19 protein-coding genes, 1 tRNA gene and 1 pseudogene are annotated in these 22,245 nt (G+C 67.8%); 18 read left to right on the forward strand and 3 right to left on the reverse strand.

From position 1 onward, the window contains the following. Positions 1–727: 727 nt before the first annotated feature. From B5V46_RS06925 to B5V46_RS19680, 6 genes and pseudogenes are all read left to right on the forward strand, one after another. Entirely contained in the window at positions 728–1,963 is a 1,236-nt protein-coding gene (locus tag B5V46_RS06925) for an ATP-binding protein (RefSeq protein ID WP_080615919.1), read from the forward strand. Positions 1,964–2,616: 653 nt separating this feature from the next. Next, positions 2,617–2,979, forward strand: a complete 363-nt coding sequence (locus tag B5V46_RS06930; RefSeq protein WP_080615920.1) for a hypothetical protein — start codon at positions 2,617–2,619, stop codon at positions 2,977–2,979. A 1,572-nt stretch (positions 2,980–4,551) separates the two neighbouring features. Then, complete coding sequence (locus B5V46_RS06935) at positions 4,552–7,809, forward strand: PAS domain-containing protein (RefSeq protein ID WP_080615921.1); 3,258 nt, start codon at positions 4,552–4,554, stop codon at positions 7,807–7,809. Then, positions 7,806–8,429 (forward strand): LuxR C-terminal-related transcriptional regulator, encoded by a 624-nt coding sequence (locus tag B5V46_RS06940; RefSeq protein WP_369822820.1) that lies wholly within the window; start codon positions 7,806–7,808, stop codon positions 8,427–8,429. Before B5V46_RS06935 ends, B5V46_RS06940 begins: the two co-directional genes overlap by 4 nt. A gap of 615 nt (positions 8,430–9,044) precedes the next feature. Beyond that, a pseudogene (locus tag B5V46_RS20465) lies at positions 9,045–9,176 on the forward strand (IS3 family transposase); the annotation flags it as partial. A 770-nt stretch (positions 9,177–9,946) separates the two neighbouring features. After that, complete coding sequence (locus B5V46_RS19680) at positions 9,947–10,582, forward strand: hypothetical protein (protein ID WP_155773974.1); 636 nt, start codon at positions 9,947–9,949, stop codon at positions 10,580–10,582. 33 nt (positions 10,583–10,615) lie between these two features. On the opposite strand, the gene B5V46_RS06950 is transcribed toward B5V46_RS19680, so the two are convergent. Beyond that, a tRNA-Ser gene (locus tag B5V46_RS06950) sits at positions 10,616–10,705 on the reverse strand. A 160-nt stretch (positions 10,706–10,865) separates the two neighbouring features. Here B5V46_RS06950 and B5V46_RS06955 point away from each other — a divergent pair. The 8 genes from B5V46_RS06955 to B5V46_RS06990 all read left to right on the forward strand — a co-directional run bounded on the left by B5V46_RS06955 (position 10,866) and on the right by B5V46_RS06990 (position 17,673). Next, positions 10,866–11,702, forward strand: a complete 837-nt coding sequence (locus tag B5V46_RS06955) for a DUF2059 domain-containing protein (RefSeq protein WP_080615923.1) — start codon at positions 10,866–10,868, stop codon at positions 11,700–11,702. Positions 11,703–11,941: 239 nt separating this feature from the next. Next, positions 11,942–12,571: a 50S ribosomal protein L21 gene (locus B5V46_RS06960; protein WP_080615924.1), complete on the forward strand. Its 630-nt coding sequence runs from the start codon at positions 11,942–11,944 to the stop codon at positions 12,569–12,571. Between the two features lie 18 nt (positions 12,572–12,589). Further along, the gene (gene rpmA / locus B5V46_RS06965; protein ID WP_080615925.1) at positions 12,590–12,859 is read left to right on the forward strand and encodes a 50S ribosomal protein L27; all 270 of its coding nucleotides are present in this window, start codon (positions 12,590–12,592) and stop codon (positions 12,857–12,859) included. Between the two features lie 321 nt (positions 12,860–13,180). After that, positions 13,181–13,720, forward strand: coding sequence for a GNAT family N-acetyltransferase (locus B5V46_RS06970; protein WP_080615926.1), 540 nt, complete (start codon positions 13,181–13,183; stop codon positions 13,718–13,720). A 3-nt stretch (positions 13,721–13,723) separates the two neighbouring features. Continuing rightward, complete coding sequence (locus tag B5V46_RS06975; RefSeq protein WP_080615927.1) at positions 13,724–14,290, forward strand: GNAT family N-acetyltransferase; 567 nt, start codon at positions 13,724–13,726, stop codon at positions 14,288–14,290. Continuing rightward, positions 14,277–15,317, forward strand: a complete 1,041-nt coding sequence (gene obgE, locus B5V46_RS06980; protein ID WP_080615928.1) for a GTPase ObgE — start codon at positions 14,277–14,279, stop codon at positions 15,315–15,317. Before B5V46_RS06975 ends, obgE begins: the two co-directional genes overlap by 14 nt. Further along, entirely contained in the window at positions 15,305–16,411 is a 1,107-nt protein-coding gene (gene proB, locus B5V46_RS06985; RefSeq protein ID WP_080615929.1) for a glutamate 5-kinase, read from the forward strand. Before obgE ends, proB begins: the two co-directional genes overlap by 13 nt. Next, complete coding sequence (locus B5V46_RS06990) at positions 16,408–17,673, forward strand: glutamate-5-semialdehyde dehydrogenase (RefSeq protein WP_080615930.1); 1,266 nt, start codon at positions 16,408–16,410, stop codon at positions 17,671–17,673. Before proB ends, B5V46_RS06990 begins: the two co-directional genes overlap by 4 nt. Before the next feature lie 91 nt (positions 17,674–17,764). Here the strand turns inward: B5V46_RS06990 and B5V46_RS06995 are convergent, their stop codons facing one another. Beyond that, complete coding sequence (locus B5V46_RS06995; protein WP_080615931.1) at positions 17,765–18,370, reverse strand: histidine phosphotransferase family protein; 606 nt, start codon at positions 18,368–18,370, stop codon at positions 17,765–17,767. A gap of 35 nt (positions 18,371–18,405) precedes the next feature. Here B5V46_RS06995 and B5V46_RS07000 point away from each other — a divergent pair, with 35 nt between their 5' ends. From B5V46_RS07000 to B5V46_RS07010, 3 genes are all read left to right on the forward strand, one after another. Continuing rightward, entirely contained in the window at positions 18,406–18,588 is a 183-nt protein-coding gene (locus tag B5V46_RS07000; RefSeq protein WP_042461154.1) for a DUF3553 domain-containing protein, read from the forward strand. A gap of 172 nt (positions 18,589–18,760) precedes the next feature. Beyond that, positions 18,761–19,537 carry a GNAT family N-acetyltransferase gene (locus B5V46_RS07005; RefSeq protein ID WP_080615932.1) on the forward strand — a complete coding sequence of 259 codons (777 nt, stop codon included), beginning with the start codon at positions 18,761–18,763 and terminating at the stop codon, positions 19,535–19,537. Beyond that, entirely contained in the window at positions 19,534–20,352 is an 819-nt protein-coding gene (locus tag B5V46_RS07010; protein ID WP_369822822.1) for a lysophospholipid acyltransferase family protein, read from the forward strand. The genes B5V46_RS07005 and B5V46_RS07010 overlap by 4 nt, the downstream gene beginning before the upstream one ends. Positions 20,353–20,414: 62 nt before the next feature. On the opposite strand, the gene B5V46_RS07015 is transcribed toward B5V46_RS07010, so the two are convergent. Further along, a complete protein-coding gene (locus B5V46_RS07015) occupies positions 20,415–21,035 on the reverse strand; it encodes a thiamine phosphate synthase (RefSeq protein ID WP_080615934.1) in 621 nt (206 codons plus the stop codon). A 429-nt stretch (positions 21,036–21,464) separates the two neighbouring features. On the opposite strand from B5V46_RS07015, the gene B5V46_RS07020 reads away from it, so the two are divergent. Beyond that, complete coding sequence (locus tag B5V46_RS07020; protein WP_080615935.1) at positions 21,465–22,205, forward strand: RNA methyltransferase; 741 nt, start codon at positions 21,465–21,467, stop codon at positions 22,203–22,205. Positions 22,206–22,245 lie beyond the last annotated feature (40 nt).

Raw genomic sequence — 22,245 nt, forward strand, 5'->3', positions numbered from 1 at the left:
ATGCCCGGCCTCTGCCGCCCCATCATGGCCCGGCGCGGTGCCCTGACCGGACAGAGGCGCGAGTGCATGCATTCGTCACGGGGCGCGCCAACACCAGGCACGGCCATCCGGGCCGCGATACCGACCGACCGCAAGCTTCGTTCATGCAGTTGCATTGAGAGCCGGGTCTGAACAGGCTGACCGAAAATAACCGGAATGGCGGCCTGTCCGTCAGGGGGCCAATTCAGAGACGCCTTCTTTTCGCCGGGGCATGCCGGTCTCGGCGGAATGCGACGAGAGGTGCGAAATTCCGTCCTTCGCACCCTTTCAGAAAAGTTCTAAATTGAAATCGCTCAGATGCCCCAACTGAAACCCGGACGGGGGCGAACGTGCTGGCCGCAAGGTGCAGTCGGGACGTTCGGGCGTGCGCCTATCCATTTGCGCGGAGCAAAAGGATATATTCTGATCGCTGGATTAATCGAAAGGGTAATGCAGGATACCTCGGCGCCCTCCGGCCCGCCGGTCGGGGGCGTGACCGGACAGGAGGCTGCCCTTAAGGTGAGGGCATACTGATCCGGACAGGCCGATTGCCCATGGCACTGTCACGATTTTCCGTTTGGAGCCAGAAACTGCATTCCGATCTTTCGAAAGCGTCCATGTGATCTCTCCGATGTCCAGAATTCGTTTCGAAAGGGAAAATGCCGGCGCCGCGGCGCCTGAATGCCCGAGCGGGCTCGGTTAGGCCGGGATGCGTCCCCATCTGCGGAAATATCTCGCGCATCTGCGTCGGGTTCCCGATGACGCCTCCGATTGCGCGGTGCGGGAGATGCTCGACGAGGCGCGGGAACTGGTGGATGCGCTGCGGGTCTACGTGCTTTTGGACCTTGCCTCCGATGCCGTCGCCGCGGCTCGGGGCCGTCCGGGGCGACCGGACCGGATCGATCCCGGTGCGGTCCGGGTGGCGGCGCAATGCGAGACGGTGCGGCTTTTGTCGCTGCCGATCCCGGCGCCCGCCGGCGGTGCCGATCTGGGGTTCCTGATGCTCGAGACCCGGCTGCCGGGCCGGATGCTCTATTCAGATGAGTTGCGATATCTGCACCGCCTCGCGCGGCGCCTGGGCGAGATCCTGAAGGCGAGGGGCCTGCGCCTTGCCGTCGGCGTCGGGGATGGGGCCGCGGGCCATGACGCGCGGTGGCTTGCGGTCGGGGCGGTGCCTCCCGAAGACGGCGCCCCGGCAGGCAAGACGGTGGGCGAGGGCGCAAGCCATCAGGGGCCTGGGGGATGCTCTCGGCCGGGGGGCGAGCGTCAGGCGCAGATGATCGAGAGTTTCGTTCATGACATGGGCAATCTCGTTGCCGTGATCGAGGGATCCGCCCGGATGCTGGGCAGGGAAGTCGGCCGCTCGGCGCATCTTCATCGCATTCTCGAAGCCGACCGCCAGATCCTGGAGATGATGGAGGCGCTCCGCGCGGCCGGCCGCGACGAGATCCGGAAGCGCTGGGTCGATCTGGGTCATCTGCTGCGCGCGGCGGCCGATCTTGTGCGGGTGGACTGGCCCGAGGGGATACGCTTCGAGCTCGACCTGCCGCAGGAGGAGGCGCTGGTTCTGGCCGACCCGGTGCAGGTCTCGCGGATCGTGCTGAACCTTCTGCGCAATGCCTGCGACGGGGTGGCACGGAAGACGTCCGGGCGGGCGCCGGAGGGGATGGTTCGCCTGAGCCTGCGGCGCCAAGACGAGGGGCCGAGCGCCGAGGAGCGGGTCTGGTACGAGCTTTGCGTCGCCGATGACGGGATCGGCATGGATGCCGAGACCCGGCGCAAGATGTTTCTTCCGCATTTCACCCGCAAGGGTGCGGCCGGCAGCGGGCTCGGGATCGCGTTTCTCGATTGCCTGATCCGCGAGCTTGGCGGCCGGATTACGGTCGAGACCGCGCCCGGCCAGGGCACCGTTATCCGTATTTTATGGCCGGAAATAGTCCAGTGAAAAACCGTGGCGCAATTCTCGGTCCATGTGGATTTTGACTTTCCAGACAAATTCCTGAGTTCGGATTTGCAATCCTATGTCTTTCGGGGCGGAATTCCTGACGGCTTCAAGGGGGCGACGGATCCACCCGCACTTTCAGGGCGATCATCCGGATGCGCACGGGCCTATCCGAAAGGATAGCGCTTCCGGGCGGTGAGAGTTCCGAAATGACGGAGAGGCGGAGCGATATGTCGGGGAAAGCCTGCCATGGGTGTCCCGAGGGGGCCGGAAATTGACCCCCCCGAGACGAATGTCAAGTCCGATGCCAGGGTGCGTTGGGGGTAACAGCTAATCCCGGCAGTCTTCGTGGGTGGCGAAGATGGTCTCAACACAACCCGGATACCCCGTCATGCGTCGGATCGCAAACCCTCAGAGACACAATACCTGTCACGAACGGACGGGCGTCCGGATAGGGAACTGTCCTTGCGGGTAGTCGGGGGTGCGTGAGGCTAGGTCCCTTGTTTCAAATTGATTTCGTTATTCTTATGGCCGACCATTTAAGGAAGCTTTTGAGGGGGCATTACTGCCCCGCCCATTTTTGCCCTGGCATTCCATGCCCGGAGGGAGACGGGCCAAGGTGCTTGTCCGGTAGTTTCGTTGCGGGAGTATTTAAGGTGAAACAGTATGCCTTGGGGCGGACGGAATGCGGGGCAGGCCGGATCGAGGTTGCCGGGCAGGCGGGGGTGACGGATCAGGGCAAGCGGCCCGGCCCGGCCTTCGCGATGATGGTCATCTGCGTTCCCGCCGGATGGTTGACGCTGATCGCAGCGCTTCTGCTGGGGTCCTCGCTGCTGATGGCGGTGCTTGCGATGCTGACGGCAATGTGGGGGATCTTCGTTCTCGGCCTGACGGGCTTTCTGGTCGTCGACGCGCTGAGAGAGCGTCGCCGTCATGGACGGGAGGACGAGAGCCTGGCAGAGCGAGTGGCAGGCCCGTCCTGCCCTGGACTGCCCGTTCAGGGGGATCGCCTTCGCTGATCTGCAGGGCCTTGGGGCAAGGTTCGTCCGGCTTCGGCGCTTTCCCGAAGGTGCGGGGGCAGGCCGATTGACCGGCTCCCTGCTGCGCCGGGCCCGGCCGGTGACGGCGTCCGCACCGGGTCCTGCGCCTTCGCAGATCGGGGACCGCGCGCGTCCCGTTGCCGGGGCGATCCTCTGTGGGCCGTAGTCGCCGGATGTCGTCAGTCTGCAGCGCTTGGTCCGGAGGGGCTGAGGCCCTGCGCCGGCATGCGCCCGAACGCGCTTCGCCGAAGATCCCACTTCCGGGAACCTCTCTCTCAATTGCCCTCGATCCGGCGGGCTGGTCTCGCCGGGTCCGGGGCGTGCGGGACGCGGTCGATCTTGAATTGGCGCGTCGCGGCCACGACGTCAGGTGCGGGCTGCAGCGTCGTCCCGGTACGCAGGAGCGGGCGTTCAATGGCAGGTCTGATCCGGTGCCGGGCATGCGGCTCCTTCGTCGTTCACGCGGTCGGGCCGGGCAACCGGTGGCTCGCCATTGCTGCGCCGGGAGGCATTACCCGGTGGCACGGGATGGCGGCTGCGATGACGGCGCTTGACGGGGACATGCGCTTGGCGCATGCGGGGTCCTGAACGGGACGCGCGACGGCACATGCAGCCCGGAAGGGCGGCGGGATGGCCCGAATTCGGTTCCGCGGCCGCCCTCCGGTCCGACCGGTGCCGCAAACGAGCGGATGGGCTTCTCGGCTATCCCGATGTTCCGTTGCGTCCGGCTCTTCTGCTGGATGTGATTGTCGGCGGCGCTGCAATCGAAGCTGCGGATGCGCAAAGAGTGAGGATGACAAGATGAACGAGGCCAGCGGTCCCGCGATGGCAGGCCCGCGCCTTGCAGGCTGTGCCGGTGACGCCCTCCGCAAGCGGGCGGTGCGTGTTGCGCCCGGCGCTGGGCCTTCCGTTGCGCGGGTGAGGTATGGAATACCGGACTGTCCATCCCGGGGGACGGTTGGTTTCCTGCCCGGGCGCCGCAGAGCGAATCGGCTCTGATCCCGTCGGCCATCGGGCAGTTCCCGGGCGCGCGGAAGGGGGGCCGCCGGTCGGTTCGTGCCCATGATAGTGCCGATCCGCTTTCCGATTTTCGCGACCGCCAAGGTATCGACAGAAATGCCCTCCCAACCGCTTTTCTCTGCCGGACGGAAAGGCCCGGTGGCCAGCGCCGCTCGGCGCCGGTTTCCGGGATCTCCGGACGCGCTCACGATTCGGCGCGGGCCTCGCGGTGAAACGTCTTGGGGAAGAAGGCATTTGGACGCGGTGGCGTTTTCTGGCGAGGCGCTTGCGCCGCTTCGGGCGGAAATCCGGCGCGAAAGCGGTCTATCTTTGCGTGGTGAGTTCCGTGGATCATTGAGCCGCCACGGCGGGCAATGTAGTGGTAGGGCTCGCCGCCGGTCTTCCACCACTTCAGGTCCGGCGATTTACATTTTGCAGCGTACCGCTGGGAGACAAACGATGTGTCCCTCGGATACTGCGCCGTCTTCCGATCCCGACACCCGGTACCCCCCCCCGGAGGTCGCGGAGGAGATCGCGGCGCAATCTGGAGCAGTGAAGACGGCCCGCGACCGGTTCCGGCTTGCGGACGGCACGGCCATGCAATGGGCGCTGGAACGCATCTGTGCCATGCTGCGCGTGCCGGAGGACGGCTTCGGTGCGGTTCTGGCCGAGGTGCTGAACGAGTTGACCGCCGTTCTCGGGGCGACGCGGGCAGAAGTGTTGCGGCCGAGCTCCGACGGGCGCTGGCTGTTTCTCGAGATGATCTGGCAGCGGGAGCCGGGGCCCGTCACCGGCGCGGCCCGGATCGAGGCTGCGGCGCTTCCGGTTGCCTGGTGGGCCGCGTTCCACGCCGAGGCGCCTCTGGTCTGCGATGATCTTGCGAATTGCGACCCGGCTTTTTTTCCGGCCAATGCCGCCGCCCTGGCCGGGATCGGTGCGGTGCTGGCGGTTCCGTTCAGCTTCGATGCCCGCTTTGGCGGGGCGCTCCTGCTGTCCGGCCCGGCGGGCCGCCTTCTGCCCGAGGCGGTTCCGACCGAGGCGCTGGCGGCCCTGGCCCAGGCGATCGGCAGCCGTCTAGGCGGTGACGGTCTGGTCGTGCCCGGGGCGGCGGTGCCGCCTCTGTCGGAGGCCGAGAGCCGCGCGGCATCTGCGGTAGATACGGTGATGACCTTCGACGATGACGGGCGCGTGGTCTCTTGTTGCAGTCGGCGCGACCGCGCCCTGGCCGACGGGCTGAAGGGGCTCGCCGGCAAGATGCCCGAGGATTTCCTGCCGCCCGAAGAGGCAACCCGGCTGCGCTCGGCTCTCGAGCGCTGCCGTATCGAGGGCCTGACGGCCCCGTTTCCGCTGCGTTTGCCGACCCGGGCCGGAATACGCGAGATGCGGGCAAGGGCGTTCGGGCGGGCAGGGGCCGATACGGCGCCGGACGGGGCCCCGGCCGGTCTCGGCCTGATCCTGCAGGAGGTCCCGGGGGCCGAGCCCGGCCGGTGGCATGGCGAGATCTGCGCCCGGGCGATGGAGACGATGAGCGTTCCGGTCGTGATGGCCGACGGCTCCGGTCGCATCTCCTGGGTGAATGCGGCCTTCGAGCGCTGCACCGGCTTCGATTTTTTTGACGCGCTGGGCTCTGTTCCGGCAGAGCTTCTGCAGATCGAGATGCCGGTGGCCGGCGACTGCGCCCGGCTGACCGCTGCGCGTCTGGCGCGCCGTCCGGCCCGTGCCGAAATGAGGTGCCGGACCAGATCGGGCGAGGTCCTCATCCTCGAGGTCTCGATCATGCCGCTCTTCGATGCGGCAGGCACCTGTCTTGGCACGGTCTCGACGGCGACCGATATCGCCGTGCACCCGGCGGGCGAGGCCGGGCTTGCCCGCAGCGAGGGGGTGGTGGCCCATACCGCCTGGGAGAGGCTGGCGAATGCCGCCGAGGCCTTGCCTGACGGCTTTGCCTGTTTCGACGCCGAGGGCCGTCTGGCGATCTGCAATGCCCGGTTTCGCGAGGCTCTGTCGATGGCCGGGACCGCGGTTGTGCCGGGCCTGGGCTTTCGCGAGATCTTCGAGGGCGCGCTGGCTCGGCTCATGCCCCGGAGCGATCCGGCGCAGCGGGCCCGCTGGATCGCCGGTCGGAGGGAGGGGCGGGATCAGGAGGGGCGGGTTCTGGAGGGCGCGCTCCGCGATGGAAGCTGGCTGCGGCTGAGCGCATTGCCGAGCCCGGATGGCGGCTGTGTCGTGTTGTGCACCGATATCACCGCGCTCCGGCGCGAGGCCCGGAGAACCCGCGAGAAGCTGATCGCGGCGATGGAGGCCTCGGCCGACGGCGTTGCCATCACCGACAGCTCGGGCGCATATCTCTACATGAACCGGAGCTTTCGCGAGATGCTCGGGATCGGCGCCGGGGTCGATGTTCGGGCCCGTCTCTGGCAGGAGTTTCATTCCGAGGAGGAGGCCGCGCGCATCCGGGCGGTATCGACGGGGCCGTTGCGGAGCCGTGGTATCTGGAGCGGTCGGGTGGTCGCCCGCAGAGCCGATGGCGAACACGTCGACCAGGAAGTTTCGGTGGTCCGGCAGGCCGATGGCTGCAAGCTCTGCATCTGCCGCGACAGGTCCGAGTGCGGGCGGCGCGTGCGGGATGAGGCGGGCCTGCGCGAAGAGCTGCAGCTGGTGCAGCGCCGTCAGGTCATCGCCCAGGTCACGGCCGGGCTGATGCATGACTTCAACAACCTTCTGGCGACGGTGTCCGGCTCGGCTTTGCTGTTGCGCGGCGGGGACGATACCGAGCGCAATATCGCGCGCATCCTTGCCGCCAGCGAGCAGGCCGGGGCGCTGGTCAACCGGCTCGCCTCGCTCGAGCAGCGCGCGCCCCGTCCCGGCCTGATCGACCTGCGCCGTCCGCTCGAGGAGGCGGTCAGCCTGGTCCGGGCCGGGGCCCATGACAGGCTCGGGCTCACGCTCAGCTTGCCGCGCGAGCCGATGCCAGCGGTTGCCGATCCGACCGATGTGATCCAGGTGTTCCTGAACCTGCTCCTGAACGCGCGCGACGCGATCTGCCGCCGGACCCTCGGGACCTGCCGCGGCGAGATCTCCGTGACGGCCGAACTGGCCCATGGGCGCGCCCTGCGCCGCAAGCTCCGGATCGGCCAGCTCTTGCCGGACCGGCGCTACTACCTTCTAAGCGTTACCGATAACGGCTCGGGCATCAACTGGGCGGTCCGCCGGCGCCTGTTCGAGCCCTATTTCTCGACCAAGGGCAACCAGGGCACCGGCCTGGGGCTGTCGATCGTCGAAGGCGCGGTGACCGAGAATGGCGGGGCCATCGGGTTGCAGAGCCGCTGCGATTGCGGCACCCGGTTCAGCGTGTACTGGCCTGTGGCCTCCGCCGCGCCGCAGGACGATACGCGTGCGGCAGGGCCGCCCTGCGGTCGACTGGCCGGCAGCAGGATATTGCTGGCCGATGGCGATCAAGATGCCTTGCGCATCCTGTCGGCTTATCTTGAAACTGCCGGCGCTGAGGTGGCGGCAAGCAACAACCCAGAGGATATTCTGGAGGCCGTCCGCAGCGATCCGGAGAACTGGGATCTTCTGGTGACGGATTTCGATATGCCGAGGCTGACCGGAGCTGACCTGGCTGCCGCGGTGCGCAGATATGCGCCGGGCCTGCCGACCTTGCTGGTCACGGCCGTGGCCGACTGGCATCTGCGATCTGGAGCGGCCTGCCGCGATCTGTTTTCCGGTGTCCTCGGCAAGCCGGTTGCCTCGGCCGATCTTATCGCTGGGGCCGTGGCTGCGATTGGAGGAAGACAGACGGAACGATGACGATAAAGGTATTGGTTGCCGACGATCACGAACTTCTGCGGGATACGCTGGAGCTTTATTTTCAACAGTCCGACGGGGTCGATGCAGACTTCGTCGGCGACTACCCGTCCGCACTGGAAAAGATGCAGGGAGAGACGGAATACGATCTCGTTCTGCTGGATTACAGCATGCGCGGCATGAACGGTCTCGAAGGGTTGAAGGCCGCGCTCGGGGTCGCCGGGTCGAACCGTGTGGCGCTGATGTCGGGCATCGCACCCCGCGATGTGGCGGCCGAGGCGCTCAATCTCGGGGCGGCGGGGTTTCTGCCGAAGACGCTCTCGGCCAAGTCGCTGCTGAGTGCCGTGCGCTTCATGGCCGAAGGCGAGCGCTATGCGCCGATCGACTTCCTGATGGGCGAGGACCAGGCGAGCCTGGCAAACCCGCTGGCCGAAAAGCTTCTGAGCCGGGAGGTTCAGGTGTTGCGGCGGCTTCGGGCGGGGATGTCGAACAAGGAGATCGCCCGCGAGTTGGGTGTCACCGAGCCCACGGTCAAGCTTTACCTGAAATCGCTTTTCCGCAAGATCAACGTCAATAATCGCACCCAGGCCGCGCTGTTCGCGCAGGAAAACGGCCTGTTCTAGCGCCGGCGGGCCGCCGGTGCCGAGGCGACTGACCGTGCGCCCCTCTGCGGCAGGTCTGTCCGGGCGCGGGCCGTGCCGGTTCGGCTCCCGACGCGTCTATCCCCGCCGCTTCGGCCCCTGTCGATGCGCCCGGGGCCGCGCGCTGCCCGGCGCGAGCTGCGGATCCGGTGTCGCGTGGCGGGAGGAGAGGCAAAGCGGCGGCGCTCCGGACCGGAACGGCAAGCGCCGCTGCAGCCCTGCTCCCGATATTTCTCCCCGCATGCCCTTGGCGCCGGAATGTATCCTGTCCATTGTGACAGGTCTCGGAAACCGGCTGCAACCCGAAACAGGGGATGGGAGCGGGGCTTCACTTCGCATCAGAAAAGGGGGCTGTTGTCTTCGGCAGGAACCTGCCGCTCGGCATCAGATCATGCTCAGGATTGTCTGTTCCTGCAAAAGCGGGACTGGACGAGGCCGCCGGGCTTTTCAGCCGGAGCCTTTCACCGATGCGCATGCCGATCGCCCATGTCCGGCAAATGCCGCTGTTCCCGCCCGGTTCGGTCGGGAGCAGGTGGCCTACCCCCGGAAAACTGGTCCTCTCTGAAGTGGCCTTGCGAGCCGGATGGAGGAGGAGGAATGAGACAAGAGAGACACAAGCCGGAGGAGAACGTCGCGAAGCTTCGGCAGGTCTATGTACCGGTATCGCGGGCTTGCCCGGTGGCGGAGGCCGTGCGGTCGCGTCGGGTGACGCAGGTCACCTGCTACCGCTGACGTAAGGCATTCGGCTGATTGAAGACCGGCCAGGTGAAGCCTCACGCGTCGCCCGGCTCTCGGCCGCCAGGTCCAGAGGTCACGCAGGGCCTTCCGGAAACGCTTCGCCGGCCGCCACGATGGTAGCTCTGAGACCCGTCATGCACGAAGACTGAAACCGGACCACCAATGGGGGCAGGTCACATCATATCGAACAGCACGATATATCGAACAGCACGATGCCACCCGAGTACGGAACGGCCGCGGCTTTTAGGGACCCAAGCGCAGAGTGCAAATCTGGTAGGGCAACGGATAACCTCCACCTCTTCCTTCAGGCGGCGGTTCTATCTGCGACGTTGGGCCAGCTCCGCGGCCCGCGCCTGTTGCCGACGGATCGCCTCGGCCGAGCCAGCGGCGGCCATTTCGAGCCGCCACCCTTTCAGCTGTGACGACGTCACGCCGAGCTCCCGCGCGACACTGGTCTGGGTGGGCCGGGCTCCGACGGGCGGGCGACGGCCTGTTCCTTGAACTCGGCGGTGAAGTGACGGCGGGGATGTCTGCTCATGTGGGATCCCTCTCTCAGCGAGTGCGATAACTCCCAGTCGGGGATTCGCGGGCAGACGACCAACGCGCTCGCGGCGCCCGCGGGCACCCCGAAAGAGACCTCGGTTCTGCTGACGACTGCGGCGGGCGGCGTCTCGCCCGTCTTCGTCGGCCTTTGGGGTGCTGTGGATCTGATCCGCGACCCGTTCAGCGATGCGCAGTCGGGCGGGCTTCGATAGGCCCCGTTGCGGCGATCCAGCCTGACGGCGGGCCTGCTGCACCAGATCGAAACCGCCCTGTCCGAGGTCTATGGCAACGCGCCGATGGGCTATCAGGTGGTGCCCTTCCCCGAAAGCCAAGAGGTGGATCTTGAAACCCTCGGGGCGGGCTTCCGGGGACGGCGCGGGCGCGTGCTGGTGCGGGAATCCGTCAACGTCTCGGCGGCAGGCGGGCCGGTCCCGACGCAGGATTGGAAGCCGCAGGACGTGACCCCGAACCTTTCCGGCATGATGCCCGATGCGATGTTGACGGCGGCGCGGGCAGCGATTTGCGAATGCCTTCGGGGTCTTGCCCGCCCTGGTCGTTCCCGAGGCGCAAGGTCCGGTTGTCAGGGAGGCGCAGCGCCATTTGGCGCAGTGGGTCTTGCAGCCTCTCGCCATGCTGACGCATCTGTCCACGGTGGACAGATAGACGCCGACGCGGCGCAGGAGCGCGGCGAGGTTTCGTCCGGCGGCGGTCGCCCAGACTGCGTTGAAGACCGCAACGCAGTTCCGGCAACGGCTGCCGACCTTGGTTTGCGCCGCGACGAAATCCATGAGGCGCGGGGGTGCATTTTGGGGATGATGGGCGCAACGCGGGGCGCAGCCTTGCGGCGCGCCTAAATGTCAATAAAATCAATATCTTATAGGGTAAAGTGGCGGAGAGACAGGGATTCGAACCCTGGGACCCCGTGAAGGGTCAACGGTTTTCGAGACCGCCCCGTTCGACCACTCCGGCACCTCTCCGCACGCCCGTGGCCTTGTGGAGCGGTCATGTAGTGGCAACGGCGACCACGTGCAACCGGTTTTTCATGCAGAGGAGGAAACTTAATTCCGGATCTGCGGCGCTGTTGGATTTCCGGCCGCTTCGCGATAGCTCTGGAAGCGCCATGAAACGGAGCCGCCGATGTCACGCCTCGTTGCTGCAATCGCTCTGATCGTTGTCCTTGCCGGGGGAGCGGCGCGGGCTGACGAAGGGGCAGGGGCTGCCTCGCTGCAGGCGCTTGTCGAGGCGCTGGCCTTGCCCGAGCTTGTCGAGGTCATGCGCGAGGAGGGGCTGGCCTATGGCGAGGGGCTCGAGGACGAGCTCTTTCCCGGCCGCGGCGGGGCCCGCTGGGAGACGACGGTAGACCGCATCTATGACGGCGGCCGAATCGAGGCCGAGATGCGCGAGGCGCTCGACCGGCGCCTGGGCGAGGCCGAGATCGCGCCCCTGGTTGCCTTCTTCACCTCGCCCCGGGGCGCCCGGATCGTTGCGCTGGAACTCTCGGCCCGGCGGGCGATGCTCGATCCCGAGATCGACAAGGCCAGTCGCGAGCGGCTGGAGGAGATGCAGGCCGATGGCGATCCGAAGCTCGAGCTTGTCGGTCGTTTCATTGCCGCCAATGGCCTGATCGAGGCCAATGTCGCCGGCGCGCTGAACGCCAATTACGCCTTTTATACGGGGCTCGTCGATGGCCGTGCCTTCGACTACCCGGTGACCGAGGCGCAGATCCTCGACGATATCCGGCGCCAGGCACCCGAGATTCGCGAGGACACCCGGACCTGGCTCTTTTCCTATCTGACGATGGCCTATGCACCGCTCGACGCCGCAACGATGGAGGCCTATATCGGGCTGTCCGAGACCCGGCCCGGCCAGGATCTGAACGATGCGCTTTTCGAGGCGGTCGAAACCGTGTTCCAGAGCATCTCGCATGAGCTGGGACTGGCCGCGGCGCGGTTCATCGCCGGGCAGGATCTCTGACAGCCTGCGGCGGGGCGGTTCGCGGCGCCGGCGCTGGGCGGGCTTGACTTGAGGGGCGAAATCGCCGATACGCACGGCTCTGGTCCGGACTGCGCTCGCGCGCGGTGATCCGGACCTTTCGCGATAGACGACATATTGACAACGCTCCGAAGGGAGCACGCTGTCCGGGGTGCGCAGCAGCGCGCGAACGCCGCCAGGGGGCGGGGCCGAAGGACGCGGCGGTAAGAAGGAAATGGCCGATGTTTGCGGTCCTCAAGACCGGTGGCAAGCAGTACAAGGTGCAGTCCGGTGACGTTCTGCGCGTCGAGAAGCTTGCAGCCGAAGCCGGTGAGACGGTTCAGTTCAACGAGATCCTGATGCTGGACGGCCAGGTCGGTGCGCCGACCCTCGATGGCGCCGCAGTGCAGGCCACCGTGATCGACCAGATCAAGGGTGACAAGGTCATCCATTTCGTCAAGCGCCGCCGTAAGCACGGTTCGCAGCGCACCAAGGGCCACCGCCAGCAGCTGACGCTTCTGCGCGTGACCGAGATCCTCGCCTCGGGCGGTGCCGAGACCGGCGTCAAGGCCGCGATCGGGGCCGGGTCTGTTGCGGGGGCTGCCTCGGCCGAACCCAAGGCTGCCAAGGCGAAGGCGCCGAAAGCTGCCGAAGCCGCCGCGCCGGCCGCCGGCGACGACCTGAAGAAGCTGCCCGGTGTCGGCCCGGCGATGGAAAAGAAACTGCACGAGGCCGGGGTGACCCGCTTTGCGCAGATTGCCGCCTGGACCGATGAGCAGGTGGCCGCGATGGATAGCCGTCTCGGCCTGAAGGGCAAGATCGTGAACGATGGCTGGGTGGCGCTTGCCAAGGACCTGGCCGGCAAGGCCTAAGCGAGAGGAGAGGACGACATGGCACACAAGAAAGCAGGCGGCTCCTCGCGCAACGGGCGCGACTCCGCCGGTCGCCGTCTCGGCGTGAAGATCTATGGCGGCCAGGCGGTCGCTTCGGGCAATATCATCGTCCGTCAGCGCGGCACCAAGTTCTGGCCGGGCGAAGGCGTGGGCATGGGCAAGGACCATACCATCTTCGCGACCTGCGAAGGCGCCGTGGCCTTCAAGAAGGGCCTCAAGGGGCGCACCTTCATTTCGGTTCTCCCGGTGGCGGAGGCCGCCGAGTAAGCCGAAACCTCAGGGCGACGAAAATTGGGGGATCGGCGTAAGCCGTTCCCCTGTTTTCGTTTGAAAAACCGGAGGGACAGATGACGGCAGGCGCCTCTCGGCGCCCCGAAGGGTCCGCAGCCGGAACGTCATCCGACGGGACGGTCCTGCGACGGTCTGCGGGGAAGGACGGGCGCCTTGTACCGCGCCGGGGCGGTCGCCATCTTGGTCCCGGAACCCGCCTGCGGGCGGCCGCGCCCGTCTCCGTCCGGGCGCTGCAGTGAAGACCGGGGCGCCAGCTGGCGGCCCGGCGGTCCTCGTGCTTTTCGGAGGAGGAAAGCCATGAAACTCGACCTTATCCCTCCCCAGCCTGCGGTCGCGGCCGAACGCTTCGTGCTGCGTCCGGTGCGCCGGTCGGATGCAGGGTTGCTGTCGCTTTACACCAGCGACCTCCGGGTGGCCCGGTTCACCCGGTCGATCCCGCATCCGCTGCCGCCGGGCGCCACCGAGGCCTTCATCCACCGTGCGCAGGATCCCGAGCGCAGCGAGGATGTCTGGGTGATGGACGGGGCCGAGCAGGGGCTTTCCGAAGTTCTGGGCGTGATCGCGCTCGACCGGATGGAGCGCGATCAGTCCGAGATCGGCTACTGGGTCGCGCCCGCCTTCTGGAATACCGGCATCGCCTCCGAGGCGGTGGGCGCGCTGCTGGTGGCCAATCCGCAAAAGGCCAAGACGGTCTTTGCCGAGGTGTTCCAGGACAATCCCGGATCGGCGAGGGTGCTGACCAATGCCGGTTTCGAATATATCGGCGATGCCGAGGCCTATTCGGTGGCGCGGGAGGCCAAGGTGGCCACCTGGACCTACCTCAAGAAGCTCGACTGAGCGATGTGGGGCGCGGCGGCGGACGGATTTCGGGTCGAGACGCCGCGCCTTGTCCTTCGGGCGTTCCGGCCTGCGGATCTCGATGCGCTGATGCGGATCGGCCGGGATCCGCGCGTGGCCCGGATGATGTGCAGCCTTCCGGTGCGCTGGACCCGGCGGCAGGCCGCGACCTGGGTTGCGCGCTCGTGCTTTCGGGGCGAGCCCGCCTTCCGGCTGGCCATCGAAGGGCGCAATGACGAGTGCAGTGAGGGGCTGGTGGGCGTGGCGGGGATTGCCGGCGCGCCGGTCTCGCTGGCCTACTTTCTCGATCCCGCGGTCTGGGGCCGGGGTTATGCCACCGAGGCGATGCGCGGTTTTCTGGCGGCGGTCTTCGCGCGCTTTCCCGGGCTCGACGTGCTGGCGGCCGATCATTTCGCTGACAATCCCGGATCGGGCCGCGTGCTCGGGAAGCTCGGCTTCGAGCGGCTCGGATGCGGCACCGGTCGGTCGCTGGCGCGGCTTGAGCCCGCGCCCAATATCCACTATCGCCTGATACGCGCAAAATTCGAGGCTCTTCATGAAATTCCTTGACCTCGCAAAGGTCTATATCCGCTCGGGCAGCGGCGGGAACGGCTGTATCAGCTTCCGCCGCGAGAAATATGTCGAGTTCGGCGGCCCCGATGGCGGCGATGGCGGCCGCGGCGGCGATGTCTGGGTCGAGGCGGTCGAGGGGCTGAACACCCTGATCGACTTTCGTTACCAGCAGCATTTCTTCGCCCAGAACGGTCAGGGCGGCATGGGCCGCCAGAAATCGGGCGCCTCGGGCCGCGACATGGTGCTGAAGGTGCCGGTCGGCACCGAGATCCTCGAGGAGGACGAAGAGACGGTGGTCGCGGACCTGACCGAGCTCGGCCAGCGCGTTCTGCTGGCCCAGGGCGGCAATGGCGGCTGGGGCAACCTGCATTTCAAGACCTCGACCAACCAGGCGCCGCGCCGGGCCAATTCCGGGCAGGAAGGGGTCGAGCGCACGCTCTGGCTGCGGCTCAAGCTGATCGCCGATGCGGGGCTTCTGGGGCTGCCCAATGCCGGCAAGTCGACCTTCCTGGCCGCGACCTCGAATGCCCGGCCGAAGATCGCCGATTACCCGTTCACGACGCTGCATCCCAATTTGGGCGTGGTCGGCGTCGACGGGGCCGAATTCGTCATTGCCGACATTCCCGGCCTGATCGAGGGCGCCCATGAGGGGCGCGGTATCGGCGACCGCTTCCTCGGCCATGTCGAACGCTGCGCGGTGCTTCTGCATCTGATCGACGGCACCTCCGAGGATGTCGCGGCCGATTGCAGGACGGTTCTGACCGAGCTCGAGCTTTACGGCGGCGATCTGGCCGACAAGCCGCGGGTGACGGTGCTGAACAAGATCGACAGTCTCGATGACGACGAGCGCGCCGAGAAGCGCGCCGCGCTGGAAGAGGCCTCGGGCGGGCCGGTGATGCTGATGTCGGGCGTTGCGCGCGAGGGCGTGACCGAGGTACTGCGCGCGCTGCGCGCCCGGATCGACGACGACCGGCTGCGCCTGAAGCGCGAAGACAGCGGGGAGGGCGAGGCGTGGCGTCCCTGATCGCGACCCGTCGGCTGGTCGTCAAGATCGGCTCGGCGCTTCTGGTCGACCGGAGCACGGGCCGCCTGCGCGCGGACTGGCTGAAGGGGCTGGCCGAGGATGTGGCGATGCTGAAGGCGCGCGGCACCGATGTCGTGCTGGTCTCGTCGGGCTCGATCGCGCTGGGGCGGGGCGTTCTCGGGCTGGGGCTCGGCGCCTTGCCGCTCGAACAGAGCCAGGCCGCCGCCGCGGTCGGCCAGATCCGGCTGGCCCGCGCCTATGAGGATTGCCTGGAGCCCCACGGGATCACCACCGCGCAGGTGCTGGTGACGCTCGAGGATACCGAGGACCGGCGGCGCTATCTGAACTCCCGCTCGACGATGGAGACGCTGCTGGGGTTCGGCGCGGTGCCCATCGTCAACGAGAACGACACCATCGCCACCGACGAGATCCGCTTCGGCGACAATGACCGGCTGGCGGCGCAGGTGGCGGTGACGGTGGGGGCCGATGTGGCGGTGCTGCTGTCGGATGTCGACGGGTTCTATACCGCGAACCCGATGCAGGATCCCGAGGCGCATCGCTTCGATCTGATCGAGGAGATCACCCCAGAGATCGAGGCGATGGCGGGCGATGCCGGATCGGGGCTCTCGAAGGGGGGCATGAAGACCAAGCTGATGGCGGCCCGGACCGCGACCGGCGCGGGCTGTGCGCTGGCGATCACCGAGGGCTCGCGGATGCGGCCCCTGAAGGCGCTGGAAGAGGGCGCGGCCTGTACCTGGTTCCGCCCCAAGGGCGATCCGCGTGCCGCGCGCAAGGGCTGGATCGCCGCGATGAAGCCGCATGGCTTCGTCCGGGTCGACGAGGGCGCGGCCGGGGCGCTGAAACGCGGCAAGTCGCTTCTGCCCGCGGGCGTGACCGAGGTGACCGGCGATTTCGGCCGCGGCGAGCCGGTCGCGATCCTCGGGCCGCAGGGCGAGGGGCTTGGCGCCGGACTTTCGCGCTATACTTCTGCCGAGGCGCGGCTGATCCTGGGATGCCGCTCGGGTGACATCGAGGCGATCCTCGGCTATCCGGGACGCGCGGCGCTCATTCACAGGGACGACATGGCGATATGAAGGACATCACCGAAATCCATTCCCTCATGGCCGATCTCGGCGCCCGTGCCCGGGCGGCCTCGGCCGAACTGGCCTTCGCGGCGCCCGAGGCCAAGCGCCGGGCGCTGGAGGCGGCGGCCGATGCCGTGCTGCGCCACAAGCCGCAGATCCTTGCCGAGAACGCGACCGACATGGAATACGGCCGCGACAAGGAGCTGAGCCCGGCGATGCTGGACCGGTTGATGCTGAACGAGGCCCGGATCGACGCCATCGCCGCGGGCCTGCGTGCGGTTGCCGCCCAGCCCGACCCGGTGGGACAGGTGATGGCGGAATGGGACATGCCCTCGGGCCTGCATATCCGCCGGGTGCGCACGCCCCTGGGCGTGATCGGCGTGATCTATGAAAGCCGTCCCAATGTCACCGCCGATGCGGGCGCGCTGTGCCTCAAGGCCGGAAATGCGGTGATCCTGCGCGGCGGCTCGGAAAGCTTCCATTCCTCGGGCGCGCTGCATGAATGCCTGGTGGCGGGGCTTGCAAAGGCGCGGCTGCCCGAGGATGCGATCCTGCGCGTGCCGACCCGCGACCGCGCGGCGGTCAGCGAGATGCTGACGCTCACGCAATATATCGACGTGATCGTGCCGCGTGGCGGCAAGGGGCTTGTCGGCCTCGTCCAGCGCGAGGCGCGGGTGCCGGTCTTCGCCCATCTCGAGGGCATCGTGCATATCTATGTCGACAAGGCCGCCGATCCGGCCAAGGCGCTGTCGGTGGTGCTGAACGCCAAGACCCGGCGCACCGGCATCTGCGGCGCTGCCGAATGCCTGCTGATCCACAAGGACGTGGCCGCGACGCTTGGCGCCGATCTGGTCGCGGCGCTGGTCAAGGCCGGGGTGCGGGTTCATGCCGACAAGTCGCTGGCCCGTCTGCCGGGCACGGTGCCCGCCACAGCCGAGGATTGGGGGCGGGAATATCTCGACATGGACATCGCCGCCAGGGTGGTGGGCAATATCGACGGCGCGATCGAACATATCCGCGCCTATGGCTCGGGCCATACCGATGCCATCCTGACCGAGGACGATGCGGCGGCGGCGCGGTTCTTCGAGCGGCTCGACAGCGCGATCCTGATGCGCAATGCCTCGACCCAGTTCGCCGATGGCGGCGAATTCGGGATGGGGGCCGAGATCGGGATCGCGACCGGCAAGCTTCATGCCCGCGGGCCGGTCGGCGCCGAACAGCTGACGAGCTTCAAATACCTCGTCGAGGGCGACGGCACGCTCCGGGCCTGAGGTCCGGAGGCGAGGCCTGGAGGAAAAGCCCGGGGGCGCGGGGCAAAGCGGCCATCGGTTCCCGGGGCTTCGTCTTCGGACGGGCGTCGGCTCAGAAGGCCAGTGTCAGCCAGGTGTCGTCGTGATCGAGCGACAGCCGTCGCCCCAGGGCGGACAGCGCCATCGGCAGAAGCGCGAATTGCACTTCGGCGGGGCGGAGGTCTTCATGGGAGGGGCGACCATCGCTCAGCGGCGCCCAGAGCCGGGGGTCGAGCGTCATCCTCTCGGCCTCGGCCGCCAGGGTGACGCCACCGTCACGCCAGTTCAGCGCGATCCGGCCGCCGCGGGGCAGGGCGGTCTCGGCGCAGAGGACCGACAGAAGCGCGCTCTTGGCCGCGCTTCGGCTCAGCGCGGCGGGCGGGTCGGCGGTGACGCTCAGCCGGGTGCCGCCGTAATAATCCGCAAGGATTTCGCAGACTTCGCGCCCGGCCACCTCGGCATCCTCGCTGGCGGCACCGAAGGCGAGGCGGAACATCCGGATCCGGGCATTGGCGCGGGCGACGCTGTCGGAAATCAGCGCCAGTTCCTCGCCCGGCGCCTCGCCGGGGGCGTCGGCCGCGGCCATGGCCAGAAGCTCCATCCCGTTGCCGATGGCGCCGATCGGGCTGATAAGATCGTGGCAGATGCGCGAGCCCACGAGCGCGGTGAGATCAGACATGCGACACCGCCGGGATGGCCCACAGGAGAGTGACGATGAGACCGATGAATGCGATCCTCGAACCCGGAATGCTGGTGCGCCATCCCGGAGAGCCGGATTGGGGGCTGGGCCAGGTGCAATCCGTGATCGGCGCACGTATCACGGTGAATTTCACCGATGCGGGAAAGGTCGTCATCGACGGAACGCGGATCGAGCTCATGCCTGTCTTTTCGTCCTGAACATTTCGATGGGCTCAAGCTGCCCCATCATCGTTAATGGTATATTAACGTGATCGCTGTCGCTGGTGTCGTGGCAGTATGCGGCTGAGGCTGTGGCCAGGTCGGGTGGCGCGGTTGCACTTGTTCCGGCGGCGCCCTAGAAGCGGGCGACAGTCTCTGCAGGGGGTGAGGCATGCAGCCGCCCGACGATTTCTTTGAGCTGCGCCTCGCCCGGACCGAGGCCGATCTGATGGCCGCCCAGCGTCTGCGCTACGAGGTGTTCGTGGCCGAACTGGGGGCGGACGGCCCGCTGGTCGACCATGAGGCGCGGCTTGAATGCGACGATCTCGACCCGCATTTCGACCATCTGCTGCTGATCGACAGCCGGCGCGACGCGGCGACGCTCGATCATGTGGTGGGGGTCTACCGGCTTCTGACATCCGAAAGGGCGGCGGAGATCGGGCGGTTCTACAGCGAGGACGAATACGATCTGTCGGCGCTGAAGGCCTCGGGGCGGCGGCTGCTGGAGCTGGGACGCTCCTGCGTGCATCCCGATTATCGCGGCGGAACCGCGCTCTATCACCTGTGGAACGGGCTGGCCGATTACGTGCTCGACCAGGAGATCGAGGTCCTGTTCGGGGTGGCGAGCTTTCACGGCACCGATGCCGGGGCGCTGGCGCAACCGCTGTCCTATCTGCACCACCGCCATCTCGCGCCGCCCGAGCTTCGGGCGCGGGTGCTGCCCGATCATTTCCAGCGCATGGATCTGATGCCCGAGGCCGCGCTCGACCGCAAAGGCGCGATGCTGGCGATGCCCGCGCTCATCAAGGCCTATCTGCGGCTGGGCGGATTCGTCGGCGAGGGGGCGTTCATCGACCGCGCCTTCAACACCACAGATGTCTGCCTCCTGATGGATACGGCGAGGATGAACGCCAAGAGCCGCTCGCGCTACATGCGGGGGCAGGAGTGACGACCTGGCGGGGGGCGCCGCCACCCGACATGCCGCGGATCGGGGCGGCGGGGTGGTTGCGGGTCGGGCTGCGCGGCGCCGGGCTGATCGGGCTGCTGGCCCTTGGCATGGCCCTGACGCTGCCCCTGCGGCTGATCGAGCGGCCTCTCTTCGGGCTGAGGCGCCCGGTCACGCCCTGGATCACGCAAGCTGTCAGCCGCGCCGCGCTGGCGATCCTCGGATTGCGCTACCGGAGGCGCGGCAGACCGATGCGCGCGCGCGGTGCGCTGGTCGCGAACCACGCCTCCTGGCTTGACATCTTTTCGCTGAACGCGGGCGGGCGGGTCTATTTCGTGTCGAAGGCCGAGGTCGCGGACTGGCCCGGCATCGGCTGGCTGGCCCGCGCGACGGGGACGGTCTTCATCGCGCGCGACCGGCGCGAGGCGAAGGCGCAGGCCGATCTCTTCGAGGCGCGGCTGAGGGCCGGTCACCGGCTGGTCTTCTTTCCCGAAGGCACCTCGACCGATGGCCGGCGGGTTCTGCCCTTCAAGTCGACGCTGTTCGCGGCCTTCCTCGGGGCCGAGCTGCGCGGGATCCTCTCGGTGCAGCCGGTGACGGTGATCTATACCGCGCCCGAAGGCGAGGACCCCGCCTTTTACGGCTGGTGGGGCGATATGGGCTTCGGGCCGCATGCGCTGAAGCTTCTGGCCTCGCCCCGGCCGGGGGGGGTGGAGCTGGTCTACCACCCGCCGCTGAAAGTGTCGGAATTCGCCGACCGCAAGGCGCTGGCGCGGGCCTGCGAAGCGGCGGTGCGCAGCGCGGCGCCGACGGCCTGAGGCAGAGCCCGGCCAATCCCGAAACGGGCCTCGGCCGGGGCAGTGGATGGGGGCCGTCGGGCTCAGCCCATATGGGCGATCAGCGCACCAAGGGCTGCCGCGGCATCGTCCTCGCGCCAGATCTCCTCGCCCAGGGCGAAGAAATCGGTGACCGGGCTCAGGGCCGCGACGGTGGCCGCATCAAGTGCGCCCTCGGCCACGACCGGGATCTCGATCATTTCCGACCACCAGCCGAACAGATCGGCCTCGGCCCGGCTGCCATCGCCCAGCCCGCTTTCGCCCGCCGGTCCGAAGGCGATGTAATCGGCCCCGGCCTCGCCCGCGCCGATCCCGTCATGGCGCGAGGCGCCGCAGAAGGCGCCGACGATCGCATCGGCGCCAAGCAGTTTGCGCACCTTGCGGACGCTGCGCGCGCCGTCGGTCAGATGCACCCCGTCCAGCCCCAGCCGCTCGACCAGCCCGACATGGGCATCGATCACCAGCGGGATGTCGCGGGCATGGGCGGTCTCGCGCAGCGCATCGGCGGCGCGGGCCACGAGATCCTCGTCATGGCTGGCCATGGACAGGCGCAGACAGGCGATCTCATGGGCGTCGAGCACCGCGGCAAGGCGCGGCGCGAAGCTGTCGGGATCGAAGGCAGGCGGGGTGATCAGGTAGATCTGCGGGCGCTCGGGTTCGGCCATTTTCGGGCTCCTCTTATCCGTGGCGCCGCTATAGCGGGGTTTTTTCCGGTTGGCTACGGTTGGCCTGCCCGCGCGCAAGGCGATGGAGGAGGGCGCGCGCCTGCGAGAGTATCTTGCGTCCGTCCCTGGTCGCGGGGCGCCGCTCCCCGGATCGGTATCGACCGGGACAAAGCCTGGCATCCGCCACCCCGCAGGACCGCGCGCCGGGCAGCGCCCGCGCGAACGGGATCGACGCGGCGCCCGCGCCCTGCCAAAGCTGCGGCTGATGATGTCGCCGCCGACCATCCGTGCTTCGCTGAACGGGCCGGCCCCCTCGGGTTCGGCCGGAAGCTTGTCGGTTGGCTCCCGGTCGAGGCCATGGGCCCGTCCGGCTTGCCCTTTCGGCGGGCAACGCGTATCACCCCGCCGTTTTTCAAGGAAGCAAGCCCCATGACCGCCAACCAGCCCGTCTTTGTCCTCGTCCGCCCTCAGATGGGCGAAAACATCGGGGCGGCGGCGCGTGCGATGTGGAATTTCGGGCTCGACCGGATGCGTCTGGTCGCGCCGCGCGACGGCTGGCCCAATCCGCGCGCGGTGGCGCTGGCCAGCGGTGCCGGGCGGCTTCTCGACCATGCCGGGATCCATTCCACAACGGCCGAGGCGATTGCCGATTGCGACTATGTCTTTGCCACCACGGCACGGCCGCGCGGCCTGACCAAGCCCGTCGTCACGCCCGAACAGGCGATGACCGAGACCCGCGCCCTGCTGGCCGCCGGGCGCCGGGTGGCGGTGCTGTTCGGGCCGGAGCGCGCCGGGCTTGAAAACGACGACATCGCGCGCGCCAATGCCATCGTGAACGTGCCGGTGAACCCGGATTTCGCCTCGCTCAATCTGGGCCAATGCGTCCTGCTCAGCGCCTATGAATGGCGGCGCCAGACCGCCGGGATCCTGCCCGAACGTCTGGAACTGGCGGGGGCCGATCCGGCCAGCCTGCAGGATGTCGAGAAACTGGCCGAGCATTACGAGGAGCGGCTGTCCGAGGCCGGGTTCTTCTTTCCCGAGACCAAGGCGCCGGGGATGAAGATCGCCCTGCGCAACATGTGGAGCCGGATGCCGCTGACCCGGCCCGATGTGCAGATCCTGCATGGAATGCTGCGGCAATTGACACGGGCGCGGGGCCGCGGCGAGTGACTTGCGGTGCCGCGCCCGCCCGCCTAGTCTCGCCGCGCAA

Source organism: Rhodovulum sp. MB263, from assembly GCF_002073975.1.
In the GTDB taxonomy this organism is placed as follows: Bacteria; Pseudomonadota; Alphaproteobacteria; order Rhodobacterales; family Rhodobacteraceae; genus Rhodovulum.